This is a genomic window from Pseudomonas sp. (assembly GCF_051660785.1).
In the GTDB taxonomy this organism is placed as follows: domain Bacteria; phylum Pseudomonadota; class Gammaproteobacteria; order Pseudomonadales; family Pseudomonadaceae; genus Aquipseudomonas.
Genome location: NZ_JBOFQE010000115.1, coordinates 1 through 13,653 on the forward strand (window position 1 = coordinate 1; position 13,653 = coordinate 13,653).

Genomic DNA, 13,653 nt, shown 5'->3' on the forward strand with positions numbered 1-13,653 from the left:
CCTGCTCGCGATGAGGGCTTAACATTCAACGAAGATGTTGAATGTTAGTCAGTCATCGCGAGCAGGCTCGCTCCCACATTTGTTTGGTGGTGATCACAAGAGCTGTGCCACCACCCGGGTTTTGCAGTACTGCTTAAACGAACAACGACAACAGCAGGATAAAGCCCAGCGCAACGATGGAAAGGATGGTTTCCATCGCGGTCCAGGTCTTGAAGGTTTCAGCCACGGTCATGTTGAAGTATTGCTTCACCAGCCAGAAACCCGCGTCGTTGACGTGAGACAGGATCAACGAACCGGCACCGGTGGCCAGCACCAGCAGCTCACGGTTCACACCCGGAATCATCCCCACCACCGGCACCACAATGCCTGCGCCGGTAATGGTCGCCACGGTTGCAGAACCGGTCGCGATACGGATCACCGCCGCTACCAGCCACGCCAGAAGGATCGGCGAGATTTGCGCGGCCACCGCCATGTTGCCGATGACATTACCCACACCGCTGGTCACCAGCATCTGCTTGAAGCCACCACCGGCACCAATGATCAGGATGATCGCGGCAGTCGGCGCGAGGCTCGAATCCAGCCATTTGAGCATCTGGTTGGAGCCGATGCCCTGCTTGTAACCGAAGGTGTACAGCGACAGCAGCAACGCCAGCAGCAGTGCCGAGATCGGGTGACCGATCAAGTCCATGAAGGTGCGGAAGAAGTTGCCGTCCGGCAGCGCCACATCGGCAAAGGTCTTGAGCAGCATCAGGAACACCGGCGACAGCACGGTGATCAAGGTGATGGAGAAACTCGGGAGATCGGCAGATTCGTTGTCACGTGCCAGTTGATCCACCAGTTCCTGATTAGGATGACCGGGAATATATTTGGCAATGAACGTGCCGTAGATCGGGCCGGCAATAATGGCCGTCGGCAACGCAACGATCAGGCCGTAGAGAATGGTTTTACCGATGTCGGCACCGAACACGCCAATGGCCAGCAGCGGACCCGGGTGCGGCGGAACCAGACCGTGTACGGCGGACAGACCGGCCAGCAGCGGGATGCCGATCTTGATGATCGACACACCGGTACGCCGGGCGACGATGAACACCAGCGGGATCAACAGCACGAAGCCGATTTCGAAGAACAGCGGTATGCCGACCAGGAACGCGGCGAACATCATCGCCCACTGCACCTTGTCCTTGCCGAACGCACGAATCAGGGTCTGGGCAATCTGATCCGCCCCGCCCGACTCGGCCATCATTTTGCCGAGCATGGTGCCCAGCGCGAGGATGATCCCGACGAAACCGAGCACGCCACCGAAGCCGTCCTGGAAAGCCTTGATGATGGTGCCGATCGGCATGCCGGAGGTCAGCCCGAGGAAGGCTGCGGCGATGATCAGGGCAATGAAGGGGTGGAACTTGAACTTGGTGATCAGGACGATAAGCCCGATCACCGTGACCACTGCATCGAGCAGCAGGAACGTCTCGTGGGACATGCCAAACATTAGGGGTGTCTCCTGGTTGTTGTTGTTATTAAAGCGGGTAATTCGCAAGCCATAAGGACAGCGCTATCTTTTGCGGCAAAACTCATACGGCCTGTTTCAGGCCATGAGCCTGCCACCAGTCATGAGCTTGCTTCGCCAGTTGCTCGACGCTGTGGTTTGAAGCGTCCAGAGCCAGGGTCAGGGGCTCGCCAACGGGCGATTCAAGGGTGGCGAACTGGCTGTCGATCAGGGTCGACGGCATGAAGTGGCCCGGCCGATGGGAGACACGATCAGCGGCGACTTCAGGGGTCAGTTCCAGGAACACGAAGCCCAGGCCAGGCAAGGCACTGCGCAGGCGTTCGCGGTAAATGTGTTTGAGGGCTGAGCAGGTCAGCACCGGGCGCTGGCCCTGAGCGTCAACGCGGCGCAATTCATCGCACAGGCTGTCGAGCCAGCCGGCACGGTCGTCGTCGTTCAGGGGAATGCCTGCGCTCATCTTTTCGATATTGGCGGCAGGGTGGAAAGTGTCGCCTTCAATGGCGGTCGCGCCGCTGAGTTGGCACAAGGCCTCGCTGACGCAAGTCTTGCCGCAACCGGCAACGCCCATGATGACCAGGGCGGTGATGGGATGATTCATGTAACACCTCAGCGCGCAGACAGCGCTACCTTTGAAAGCTATGACACTCGTTCAAAAGCAGAAGTTGCCGACGCCTTCTTGTCATTTTTGTGGGTTGCAGCGTGTTCGTTCCCAACGCCGAAAAGCGAGGTTCAGGCAAAACTCGCTAACGCATTTGCAGCTGCTTCGGGACAGCGCTACCTTAGTGCCTTGAATTTTGTTTGGCAAGCCGCCCGATGACCTCTCCTAAAAACGATAAAAATACTCGCACTACTGGCCGCCCTACCCTCAATGAAGTGGCCCGACTGGCCGGCGTCAGCCCGATTACCGCCTCCCGCGCCTTGCGGGGCGTCAGCACAGTGGCCACCGAACTGGTGGAAAAAGTCCAAAAAGCAGCCCTTGAACTGAACTATGTGGTCAACCCTGCCGCCCGCGCCTTAGCCTCGGCCCAGAGCCATTCGGTGGTGGTCTTGGTGCCTTCGCTGTCCAACCTGCTGTTCATCGACACGCTGGAAGCCATTCATCAGGTTTTACGTCCCAAGGGCTTCGAAGTGCTCATCGGCAACTTCCATTACTCGCGCGACGAAGAAGAAAACCTGTTGCGCAATTACATGGCCTATCAGCCCCGCGGCTTGCTGCTCACCGGTTTCGACCGCACTGAAAGTTCGCGTCGGATGATCGAGGCGAGCAATATTCCGTGCGTGTACATGATGGAACTGGACAGCGCGGCCGGTCTCAATTGCGTGGGTTTTTCGCAACTCGCCGCGGGTGAAACGGCCGCGGAACATTTGCTGTCCCGTGGCCGTAAACGCCTGGCCTACATCGGCGCGCAACTGGATCAACGCACTTTATTGCGTGGCGAAGGTTTCCGCAAAGCCCTGAATAAGGCCGGTCTGTATGACCCTGACCTGGAAGTGCTGACACCTCGGGCATCGTCCGTCGGTCTCGGCGGCGAGCTGTTTCTGCAATTGATGGCCAGTCATCCTGACGTGGATGCAATCTTCTTCGGCAACGACGACCTGGCCCAGGGCGCACTGCTCGAAGCCATGCGCTGTGGAATAAAAATCCCCGAACGTGTAGCGATCCTCGGCTTCAACGACCTGCCCGCCTCGGCGCACATGGTGCCGCGCCTGAGCAGCATCAACACCCCGCGCGAGGCGATCGGCCGGCGTTCGGCGGAGTTGATGCTCACGCTGCTGGCCGGAAATTCGGTGGCCAAACCGGTGCAGGACATGGGGTTTGAGTTGAAGGTGCGCGAGAGCACATAACCCCTGTGGGTTAGCGCGTACTTGTGCACACGCACACCGTTAACCGGCGCATCGCCCATGCCTCGGGATTTCAACTAACCTTGATAGTGTTTCTCATCCCGTTGATCGACTGCCGGCCTCGGCGCTGCCGGATCCGGTTTGAAAACCGCGCATTCTCTGTCAGATTCCTGAAGCGCCTATCGCTAACGGAGTAGCTCAATGGAACATGCACTGAAGATTCTGGGTAAAGCATCGTCCATCAATGTCAGAAAGGTCTTGTGGACCTGTGAGGAACTGGCTGTTGCCTATGAGCGCGAGGACTGGGGCAGCGGTTATGCGTCCACACACACGCCGGAGTTTCTGCGACTCAATCCCAATGCACAGGTGCCGGTGATCATCGATGACGCGGGCGTGCTGTGGGAGTCCAACACGATCTGCCGCTACCTGGCCGGCAAGCACCACAACACCGAGCTGTTACCGCACGATCCGGCGGCACGCGCTCGGGTCGAGCAGTGGATGGATTGGCAAGCCACCGAGCTCAATACCTCATGGAGCTACGCATTCACGGCCTTGGTCCGCAAGGACCCGGAGTTCCAGGACGCGCATCACATTGCTGCTGGCGTACGTGGCTGGAATCAGAAGATGGGCATCCTTGAGCACCAGCTCGCGGTGACCAAAGCTTATGTCGCCGGGCCACACTTCACCCTGGCCGACATTGTCATCGGGCTGTCCGTCAACCGCTGGCTGATGACCCCGATGGAGCGGCCCGACTATCCAGCCATCGACGAGTATTTCCAACGACTGGCACAACGTTCGGGCTTCCTCAAACACGGCTGCAACGGTTTGCCTTGATGACATGCCTTGCTTGCCGCCAGGCGGCAAAGGTTAACCGCAAAACCTGCTTTTCCCGCTCGGCAAAAACTCAACAACCTACTGATATATAAAGTATTTATTATATAGGCATACTATTTGCTGAAAGCACTGCACCACAAACACCTACAAGGTCTACTCATCATGTTGGTCAGTGCAAAACAACACATGCAAAACCTTCCCTTGCCCAAGCAGTGGGGCAAGGATCCGCTCGCCGAAGCCGCGGCCGGCAGCGACCTGCAGGGCTCGATGATGCAAGCTCTGCAAACCAATGTGCAGGCGCAGATCCAGACATCTGCGACCCAGCAGGCTACCCAACAAGTCAGTGAGGCGAGCAAAATCAGCGACAACGTTGATGAAGCCTTCGCGAAAACCCGCGTGGCGTTGCAAACTGCCGAGTCATCCAGACCGCCCGTCGATGGCCAATTCAGGTCCAGTGACAGCCCGGCCTCGGACGCCTTCAAGCAATACATGAGCAAAACGCCGGAAGAGCGCATCCAGGATTCCATTCTGGAAGAGATGGGTTTGACGAAAGAAGAAGTCGAGCAAATGCCGCCGGAAAAACAACAGACGATCGCTAAAGAGATCGCTGAGCGCATGGAAGACAAGATCAAACTGGCGCAGGCCGAGAAAGAAAACGGCAGCAGCGAGAAAGGCAGCAGCCAGATCGTCGACAAGTTCCTCGCTTCGCTTTAAACCATCGCACATTCAGAAAAGGACCCGCCTGGGTCCTTTTTTTTCTTTGCGAAGATGCCAGCGCAGGCATGTCTGTTATCCATTTTTATCCCGTACCGCTCATCCAATACTTTCTTGACCTGTCAGATATGACAGTAGCCACCTCTATGTTTGGCTTGTTTACTGAGCGCAGTGTACCAATCGATGGTCACTATCTTTTTATCAATCCGAACAGGAGTTCTGCATGGACATCACAGCAATTGAAGGAAACATCAACGTAAAATTTTTATATAAGGGTCTACCGGATAGAGAGGATTTCAATTCAACAAACATCAAGATGACACTGGGTTATTTCGACGGTCATGCAGAGACAGGCCAGCCCTTCATGCTGTTTTCTGTCAATTATGGCGTACCTCTCGAAGTCGGGGAGCATACCTTGGAGGTGGGTAGTTCGCCCGACGTCGCCGTCAGAGTGAGCGCAGGCGACGGCGACGTTGGAAAAAACACCGCAGGGACCATCAAAGTGACGATCAGCGAAAACCAGACCAAACAAGTCGGATCGTTTGATGTGATGTACGTTGACCATTTTGGACGTGACCTCCAACTGATAGGCAACTACGAAGGCAAATTCTCCTGGAAGTAATATCCGTTCCGCGTTTACAGAAAAAGGGTCGATGGTCGACCCTTTTTATATTTCAATTAAGTTGCAACGTCTCGCTGAACTGACTGATCGCATCCACCACATGCCGCGATCCTTGCTGAATTTCCAGAATCACCTCCCCCGCTTCATTCGCCAGCTCCACCCCGAGTCCGGTTCTACTCAAACTCGACTGCATGCTCGACACCGCGCTCAACGACAGATCGTGGTTCTTGCGCACCACGTCGACGATCTCCAGCGTCGCCTGGCTGGTGCGTGCCGCGAGGCTGCGCACTTCATCGGCCACGACGGCAAACCCTCGCCCATGCTCCCCCGCTCGTGCGGCCTCGATGGCGGCATTGAGCGCCAGCAAGTTGGTCTGGTCGGCAATGCCGCGGATGGTCTGGACGATGGTGCCGATGATGTCGGACTGTTTGCTCACCGCATCGATACTGAGCGCTGCTTCGTTCAAGTCCCGGGAAATGTCCTGAATGATCTGCACCGTTTGCTGCACCACCTGAGAACCTTTCTGCGCGCAGGCATCGTTTTGCACTGAAGTGCTGTGCGCCGACTCTGCAGCGGTCTGCAAAGTGGTCACTTGCTGGGTGATGTCGCTGGCAAACTTCACCACTTTGTACAGCCGGCCCTTGGCGTCGAACAACGGGTTGTAGGAGGCTTCGAGAAATACGGTATGGCCGTGTTTGTCTTTGCGTTCAAAACGATGCGAGTGATATTCGCCGCGATTGAGTGAGGCCCAGAACGCTTTGTAAGCCTGCGACTCGGCTTCGGCGCGATGGCAAAACAAGCTGTGGTGCTGACCCACCACTTCGTTGAGCGAGTAATGCAGGGTCTTCAGGAAGTTTTCGTTGGCGGTGATGACTTTGCCATCGGGGGTGAATTCGATCACCGCCATGGAACGGCCAATTGCCGCGAGCATGCTTTCCTCCTCGCGCTCCTTGTAAACCCTGTCGGAGATGTCAGTGGCAACTTTGATCACACTTTTAACCTGACGATCGGGACCGAACACCGGCATGTAACTGGCTTCGAGCCAGATCTCTCTGCCTCTCTTGTTCAGCCGTAAAAAAGTGCCGCTGACGGGTTCACCGCGAGCCAGGTCTCGCCACAACTTCGCGTACTCCTCACTGCGGGAGAACGCTTCTTCGCAAAAAATCCGGTGGTGCTTGCCGCGCACTTCGTCGGCGCTGTAACCCATGGCACTGCAAAAGTTGTCGTTGGCATCGAGCACGATGCCTTCCGGGGTGAACTCGATCATCGCCATCGAACGACTGACCGCCGCCAACTTGGCATTGGCCTCGGTCAGCGCGCAGCTGAATCGTTGGATTTCCAGCAGGTCAGCCTTGTGGTGTAGGTTAAACATGGTCGTATCACCTTCAGCGCGTTCTTTGATTGATGAAAGTTCTTGGGTCTTTCAACGGATCCAGCACGTCGTTCCATGGAACAGGCACACGCGTTCCTCCACAGGAGGAAATTGTCAGGTGATCAATGATGTTCAATCGGAGAGTCCATGCAGCAACACTCTTATCAAGACATCCTTCTCTTGATAGCCCGGGACCGGGCCAGCCCTAACGCTTGTCATAAGTAACTCCCTTTATCGGCCAGCTCCTTTGTAGCTCCGTGTCGGTGCCTTGGGTTGGGCACTCTTGCGCTGCAATGTTCATATTGCGAGCGACATGGTTAGCTACACGTCAGCGTAGACAGCCACTTCAGGGACGCAAGGCCACTAGTCGGCCAGTATTGAGGACAAAATCGGTTCAGCGGGGATGTTTGGCGTTGGTTGTTGAATCGGTGCAGGTCTCAAGGCCATCGCGAGCAGGCTCACTCCTACAGGGGGATCTTCAGTGGACACAGTATTTGTGCACCTGAGATCCCCTGTAGGAGTGACGGTGCGACGATTCGACCTGCTCGCGATGGCGGTAGCTCATGCACCGCAAGAACTTCAGAAAAAATTACAGACTCGCACTCACCCTGGAGGCCACCTCTCCCGGCACCCAGGCTTTCCAGATCTGCGGCTGATCACGCAAAAACGCCTCGGCCACTTGACGCGGTTGCTGGCGCTTTTCGCTCATCTGCCCCAGCGTCCGGTTCAGCAGATCGATCGGAAAATCGACCTTTTCAAAGAACGCCACCAGGTCCGGGTACTGCGCCTTGAACGGTGCGGACACGCCAATCGCCAGACTTGCCGGCATCGAGCGCGTACCTTTGGGGTTCGGGTTATTGGCATCGGCCAGGGTCTTCCAGGCTTCGGCATCGAACGGCGGCTCGTCGAGTTTCACCAGTTTGAATCGGCCCAGCAGCGGCGTAGGCGACCAGTAGTAAAACAGCACCGGCTTGCCGCGGCGGATCGATGATGCGACCTCGGCATCCAGCGCCGCGCCGGAGCCGGTGCGGAAGTTGACGTAGCTGGCGGTCAAGTCATAAGCCTTGAGTTTCTGGCTGTTGACGATCTCCGAGGTCCAGCCGGTCGGGCTGTTGAGGAAACGCCCGCGGGTCGGGTCTTCCGGATCACGGAACACGTCCTTGTAACGGGCCAGGTCGGCAACGGACTTCAGCTCCGGAGCCAACGGCTTGATGCCGCGTTCCGGGTCGCCCTTGATCACGTACTCGGGCACCCACCAACCTTCGGTGGCGCCTTTGACCGTGTCGCCCAAACCAAACACCTTGCCCTCGGCGGATGCCTTGACCCACGCCGGACTGCGCCCGGCCCATTCTTCGCCGATCACCTGAATATCGTTTTTGGCCAACGCCGCTTCGAGGCTGACGGTGCTGCCCGGCAAGGTGTCGGTCGGGTAGCCGTAACCCTTCTCGACGATCAGCCGCAGGATTTCGGTGATCAGGCTCCCGCTCTCCCATGTGATGTCACCGAAGTGAATCGGCGCGGTTTTTTCGGCTGCCGGAACCTGGGAAGCCACAAGGCTCAGGGCCAGCAGCGAACTGCCAAGCAGGGTTTTGATCGATCTCATGCGAACCTCTGGGTCAAGGGTTGGTTGGCACTGTGCTTGGCGCACAACGCGTGGGTGCGGGTCATGTAAACGCTGACCGAGCGCTGGGAAATGCCCAGCTCGGCGGCGATTTGCGGGTACGTCAGGCCGTCGATACGCGACATCAGAAAGGTCGCCCGGACCTTGACCGGCAAGCGCCCAAGGGTTTGGTCGAGGCCCTGCAATGCCTGGTTCAGTTGCACCAGTTCCTCAGGCGATTTCACGGTCTGCGAATCGATGTGTTGCAGCTGGTCGAGGTGTCGGTGCTCAAGATCCCTGCGGCGCCAGAGCTGATAAATCAACCGTTGGGCGATAGTGGTGAGCAAGGCGCGAGGCTCGCGGATCGGCGTCAGGCCCGGGGATTCGAGCAATTGCACGAAGGTTTCGGCGGCGATGTCTTCGACGCTGAAACCGCCCCCCGAATGTCGGCGCAAACGTGCGCATAGCCAGGGGTAATGGGCGCGGAACATTCCGCCCACGTTGTTGTGATGGGAGACGTCGGTGCCGGACATAGAGGCTCCAAGGTTAGGGGTCGCTGAATGTCCGGTGATCCGGTGGCGCGATCCTAGCAAGGAGCCTTATTCTTTAAAAACACTTAAAAAGTATTTTTATATTCCATAAAGAAATTTATATGGGTGGCGTCTGATCAATCGCCATCGCGGGCAAGCCACGCTCCCACAGGTCCACCTAAATCCTGTGGGAGCGTGGCTTGCCCGTGAAAAATCAATCAGTCAACGCAACCGCCCATACCCCAGTGCTTCGGCCTCCTGCTGATAATCGAGAATGATTTGATAGTCGCTTTCGCTGGCCGGCAGCACTTCGTGCAGGCCGAGGATTTCGGCGACATCGGGCAACTCATGCAATGTAGTGTTCATTGCCTGCCGAAGCGTTGCGACCTCCTCATCGGTCAGTGACGCGGCCGTGATGAACGGCAAGGTCGGGCTGAACGCACTGCGGGCTACGACGCGCAGACCTTCGACTTCTTTTTCGGCATGCCGCGCCAGATACGCGAAGGTCACGCTGTCGATGGCCGCCAGGTCTGCACGCTCTTCACGCAGCCAGCGCAGGCTCTCGCGGTGGCTGCCGCTGATGGCGACACTGGAAAAAAACTGCCCGTCGCGATGCAGCGGCGCCAGGCGGTGCCGCAACAGACTCATGCCGCTGTTGGAGTCTTCGCCGTTGATCACCCCGCGACTGTCACGAAAGGCTGCCAAGGGCCGCCGTGGATCATCGGCGCGGCAAACCACCAAACTGCAATGGTTGCCGCCGCTGCTGTCGGGCAGTTCATAGCGAGGCCGGCCGACGACCCGGACTTTGCCGCGTAATGCGGTCATCAGTGGGTAGCCGCAGGTTTGGGTCAGCAGCAGATCCGGCGAGAGCCAGAGTTCGGGCAAAGAAAGGCCTTCAGCACTCAAACGGGCATGGCCCAAGTGTTCGAGGATGTGCGAAAGCCAGCGCTCGTTCGCCGCGAGGATCGGCTCGGGGGCGACGTACATCAAGAGTTCGGCGATGTGTTCAGTCATCAAAAATCTCCCCGACAACAAGTTACCCTGTGGGAGCGGGCTTGCCCTCGATAGCGTCGGATCAGTCACCAGATGTGTTGAATGTTAAATAGTAATCGCGGGCAAGCCCGCGCCCACAAGGTTCAGTGGTGTTCATGGATCAGTGAAACGGATGCCGCGGGCTATCGATGGCTTTCACCCCATTCTCCCGCCACAACTGCCCATAACCCTGTACCAGAAACCCGCCACTGCGCGCCAGCCATTGCTCGCGGCGTGCGTGGTAGGCGCGTGGCAAGTCGTACCAGGGCAAGCCCGGCAAGTCGTGATGCACCAGGTGAAAATTGAGATTCAGGAACAGCCAGCGCCATGGCCAGGCCGCTTCGTTGAGCACGGTGCGTTGTTCGGGTCTGGCGTGCGGGCGGTGTTCATAGTAGGAGCGAATCATCGCAATCGACAGCGCCGGCACGCTGATCAGCAACAGATAATGCCAGACCGGCAGCACGCTGTAGCGCGCGATGAACATCAGCATCAGCAGGGTCGACGCACCGTGGGTCAGCCACATCAACCACGCCTGCCGCTCACCGTTGATCAGCCTCTGCAGTTCTTCCTTTGCCAGTGCCAGCAGCGCCAGCGGCGCGCCGAGAACGAATCGCCCCAGCACGGTTTTGTTCAGCCAGTGCAGGTCTTGTTCGAAGAGCGAACTGCCCTGCCACCGCTCGGCCGTCAGGTAACGGCTTTCCGGATCGATTCCGGGGAGGGTCAGGTCTTCGTCGCGGTGATGCAGCAAATGGCTGTCGCGATACAGGGTGTAGGGATACCAGACGGCGAAAGGTGCGTAACCGAGGATTTTGTTCAGCGATGGCCAACGGGTCGGATGCCCGTGAAGCAATTCGTGCTGCACCGATAACCAGAGCACCACCAGCGGAATCAGCAATACCGTGCTCCACCAGAGCCCCAGCCGATCACTCGCCAGCACAATACTGAACCAGCCGACGTACACGCCGATCAGCAACAGCCAGGTCGGCCACTCGGTGCGAGCGGTCAGCCGTTGACGCAGGGTTTCGATTTCTTTTCGGTGGGCAGCATCGAAGTAATGGGGCATGGCGTTGCTCAGATCGGGGACCAGTCCCCTTCTGTGCAATGGCGCAGGGAAATCTTGCAGATTATTTGGTTACTTCTTCTAAACGCGTGTGGCGAGGGAGCTTGCTCCCGCTGGACTGCGCAGCAGTCCCTTTTTGAGGGGCCGCTTCGCGCCCCAACGGGAGCAAGCTCCCTCGCCACAGGTTCACTGTCAGGCTCGATTGCTGCGGGGATCAATGACCGAACACATCAACCTTCTTGGCCTTCTTGTCTGCACGTTTTTCATCGGCGGTTTTCGCCGGTTTCTTCTTTGCCGCTTTTTTTGAATCCATGCCTTTGGCCATGATACTTACTCCACTCATACGGGATGTGAGATCAGGTATACACCTATCCCCGGCGGCGCGTTCTTTTATAATCACCGGCTTTGCGCATCCACAGACCCGACCCATGCCCGACACCCAGTACACCCTGCTCGCCGAGCCATTATGGCCGTTAATGAACAAGTTTTATCGCGCCCACCAATCGTCGATGAAAGCGGTCCGTGACGCTCAGCTGTGGGTCGCAAGGCGCGAAGATATCATTGGCGCGCTGTGTTTGCGGCCGGTCTCGGGTGGGCATTGGTTGACGGGTTTGTTCGTCGATCCGGCGTGTCGGAAACAAGGGATCGCGGCGGCGTTGATCGCTGAAGCGGTGAAGGGGCTGGAGTACCCGGTCTGGCTGTTTTGCCATCCCGACTTGCGTGGCTTTTATGAACGCCAAGGGTTTTCCTTCGACCCTCCAATGCCCTACGCCATGACCGAGCGCTTGAGCCGATACGCGCGAAGCAAACCGATGATCGCCATGGGTCTGGCCGATCGACACACTTCAAACTGAAGTAAATCCCCTGTGGGAGCGAGCCTGCTCGCGATAGCGGAGTATCAGGCAACATCACTGTTGCTTGACACACCGCTTTCGCGAGCAGGCTCACTCCTACATTGAGTTTGCGGTGTCTTCCGATCAATCGTCGGCGTTCGGGTCGAGATCCGGAAACATCACTTCGGTAAACCCGAATTTGCTGAAGTCGGTAATCCGCGACGGGTACAACCGGCCGATCAGGTGATCGCATTCATGCTGCACCACTCGCGCATGGAATCCCTCGGCAATCCGCACGATCGGCTGGCCCTTGGGATCAAACCCTTCGTAGCGAATCTGCTGATAACGATCCACCGCGCCACGCAGGCCTGGCACCGACAGGCAACCTTCAAACCCCTCCTCCATCACCGGGCTCAACGGCGTGATCAGCGGATTGATCAGGATCGTCTGCGGCACCGCTTCAGCGTCCGGGTAGCGTTCGCTGTGCTCGAAACCGAAGATCACCAGTTGCAGGTCGACACCGATCTGCGGTGCGGCCAGGCCGACACCGCCGACGCTTTCCATGGTCTGGAACATGTCGTCGATCAGTTGCCACAGCTCAGGGCTGTCGAACATGTTGGCCGGGACCGGCGGGGCGATGCGCAGAAGGCGTTCGTCGCCCATTTTCAGAATTTCACGGATCATTTAATGACTTCGTCAGTGGTCGGCTTGATCGAGTGGTCCCGACCGAGTCCGGAAACATGGTGTTTGTGCGTGTGGTCGTTCTCGCCCGGGACTTTTTCGCCAGGGTCCTTGCCTTCATTCGACATGTGCTCGATCACCGCATTCATTTCTGCGCCCAGCAACAGCACCGCCGCGGAAATATAGAAGTAGAGCAGCAGCACGATGATCGCGCCGATACTCCCATACATGGCGTTGTAGTTGGCGAACTCCTTGACGTACAGACCAAAGCCCACGGAGGCGAGGATCCACACCACCACCGCCAGCACCGAACCTGGGGTGATAAAACGAAACTCCTGTTTGACGTCGGGCATCACGTAATAAATCAGCGCCACGGCCACCATCAGCAGAATAACGACCACCGGCCAGCGCACGATGGTCCACAGGGTCACGATGAAATCTTCGAGGCCAACCTGCGAGGCAATCCAGCCCATCAACTGTGGCCCGAGCACCATCAGCGCGGCGGCGATCAGCAGCATGCCGGCGATGCCGACGGTGTAGATAATCGACAGCGGAAACCGCTTCCACGCGGGCCGGCCTTCAACCACGTCGTAGGCGGCATTCATCGCGCTCATCATCAGTCGCACACCGGCGGACGCGGTCCACAGGGCAATCACGATACCGATCGACAGCAAGCCACCCTTGGACTGCTGGAGTTGGTCGATCACCGGATTCACCTGCTCCAGTGCCTGGGGCGGCAGGACCAGTTCCGATTGCAGTCGCAGCCAGGAGAAGAAGTCCGGCAGGTGCAGGAAACCGATCAAGGCGATCAGGAACAGGATGAAAGGAAACAGCGAGAACAACATCTGATAGGCCAGCGCCGAGGCATAGGTCGACATTTCGTCGTCGACGAACTCGGTGACTGTGCGCACCATCACGCGATGGATGGGCAGACCTTTCATGTCCGGGAAAATCATTAGCGTCTCCTTTCGCCGCAAAATGGGTAGAAGTCGAGGCGACTCAGGGGCCGTTTGCTACATCAAAGTAGCC

At 57.8% G+C, this 13,653-nt stretch carries 14 protein-coding genes and 2 pseudogenes; 6 read left to right on the plus strand and 10 right to left on the minus strand.

Annotated features, from left to right (window positions below; all coding sequences use genetic code 11):
- Positions 1-133: 133 nt before the first annotated feature.
- Together ACRC4F_RS30760 and ACRC4F_RS30765 are read right to left on the minus strand one after the other, a co-directional pair.
- On the minus strand, positions 134-1,486 hold the full coding sequence (locus ACRC4F_RS30760) for a GntP family permease (RefSeq protein ID WP_438662682.1): 1,353 nt from the start codon (positions 1,484-1,486) through the stop codon (positions 134-136).
- Positions 1,487-1,568: 82 nt separating this feature from the next.
- Entirely contained in the window at positions 1,569-2,102 is a 534-nt protein-coding gene (locus tag ACRC4F_RS30765) for a gluconokinase (protein ID WP_109634183.1), read from the minus strand.
- A 215-nt stretch (positions 2,103-2,317) separates the two neighbouring features.
- Between ACRC4F_RS30765 and ACRC4F_RS30770 the strand changes: the two genes are divergently transcribed.
- From ACRC4F_RS30770 to ACRC4F_RS30790, 5 genes and pseudogenes are all read left to right on the plus strand, one after another.
- Complete coding sequence (locus tag ACRC4F_RS30770) at positions 2,318-3,349, plus strand: LacI family DNA-binding transcriptional regulator (protein ID WP_438662683.1); 1,032 nt, start codon at positions 2,318-2,320, stop codon at positions 3,347-3,349.
- Positions 3,350-3,378: 29 nt separating this feature from the next.
- Positions 3,379-3,456, plus strand: a pseudogene (locus ACRC4F_RS30775) (PACE efflux transporter); the annotation flags it as partial.
- A 91-nt stretch (positions 3,457-3,547) separates the two neighbouring features.
- Positions 3,548-4,180: a glutathione S-transferase family protein gene (locus ACRC4F_RS30780; protein ID WP_438662684.1), complete on the plus strand. Its 633-nt coding sequence runs from the start codon at positions 3,548-3,550 to the stop codon at positions 4,178-4,180.
- 162 nt (positions 4,181-4,342) lie between these two features.
- Positions 4,343-4,894, plus strand: coding sequence for a hypothetical protein (locus tag ACRC4F_RS30785; protein ID WP_438662685.1), 552 nt, complete (start codon positions 4,343-4,345; stop codon positions 4,892-4,894).
- Positions 4,895-5,117: 223 nt separating this feature from the next.
- A complete protein-coding gene (locus ACRC4F_RS30790; RefSeq protein ID WP_438662686.1) occupies positions 5,118-5,516 on the plus strand; it encodes a hypothetical protein in 399 nt (132 codons plus the stop codon).
- 52 nt (positions 5,517-5,568) lie between these two features.
- On the opposite strand, the gene ACRC4F_RS30795 is transcribed toward ACRC4F_RS30790, so the two are convergent.
- The 6 genes and pseudogenes from ACRC4F_RS30795 to ACRC4F_RS30820 form a co-directional block, all read right to left on the minus strand.
- Positions 5,569-6,138, minus strand: a complete 570-nt coding sequence (locus tag ACRC4F_RS30795) for a methyl-accepting chemotaxis protein (protein WP_257605256.1) — start codon at positions 6,136-6,138, stop codon at positions 5,569-5,571.
- Positions 6,112-6,888: pseudogene (locus tag ACRC4F_RS30800) on the minus strand (PAS domain-containing protein); the annotation flags it as partial. The gene ACRC4F_RS30795 and the pseudogene ACRC4F_RS30800, both read right to left, overlap by 27 nt.
- A gap of 589 nt (positions 6,889-7,477) precedes the next feature.
- A complete protein-coding gene (locus tag ACRC4F_RS30805; RefSeq protein ID WP_438662687.1) occupies positions 7,478-8,491 on the minus strand; it encodes an ABC transporter substrate-binding protein in 1,014 nt (337 codons plus the stop codon).
- Complete coding sequence (locus tag ACRC4F_RS30810; protein ID WP_438662688.1) at positions 8,488-9,021, minus strand: sigma-70 family RNA polymerase sigma factor; 534 nt, start codon at positions 9,019-9,021, stop codon at positions 8,488-8,490. Before ACRC4F_RS30810 ends, ACRC4F_RS30805 begins: the two co-directional genes overlap by 4 nt.
- Before the next feature lie 219 nt (positions 9,022-9,240).
- Positions 9,241-10,032, minus strand: a complete 792-nt coding sequence (locus tag ACRC4F_RS30815) for a phosphate/phosphite/phosphonate ABC transporter substrate-binding protein (RefSeq protein WP_438662689.1) — start codon at positions 10,030-10,032, stop codon at positions 9,241-9,243.
- A 139-nt stretch (positions 10,033-10,171) separates the two neighbouring features.
- Complete coding sequence (locus ACRC4F_RS30820; protein ID WP_438662690.1) at positions 10,172-11,113, minus strand: fatty acid desaturase; 942 nt, start codon at positions 11,111-11,113, stop codon at positions 10,172-10,174.
- A gap of 425 nt (positions 11,114-11,538) precedes the next feature.
- Here ACRC4F_RS30820 and ACRC4F_RS30825 point away from each other — a divergent pair, with 425 nt between their 5' ends.
- Positions 11,539-11,964, plus strand: a complete 426-nt coding sequence (locus ACRC4F_RS30825) for a GNAT family N-acetyltransferase (RefSeq protein ID WP_438662691.1) — start codon at positions 11,539-11,541, stop codon at positions 11,962-11,964.
- 123 nt (positions 11,965-12,087) lie between these two features.
- On the opposite strand, the gene def is transcribed toward ACRC4F_RS30825, so the two are convergent.
- Together def and ACRC4F_RS30835 are read right to left on the minus strand one after the other, a co-directional pair.
- Positions 12,088-12,627 carry a peptide deformylase gene (gene def, locus ACRC4F_RS30830; protein ID WP_438662692.1) on the minus strand — a complete coding sequence of 180 codons (540 nt, stop codon included), beginning with the start codon at positions 12,625-12,627 and terminating at the stop codon, positions 12,088-12,090.
- Positions 12,624-13,580 carry a YihY/virulence factor BrkB family protein gene (locus tag ACRC4F_RS30835; protein WP_438662693.1) on the minus strand — a complete coding sequence of 319 codons (957 nt, stop codon included), beginning with the start codon at positions 13,578-13,580 and terminating at the stop codon, positions 12,624-12,626. The genes def and ACRC4F_RS30835 overlap by 4 nt, the downstream gene beginning before the upstream one ends.
- Positions 13,581-13,653: the final 73 nt, after the last annotated feature.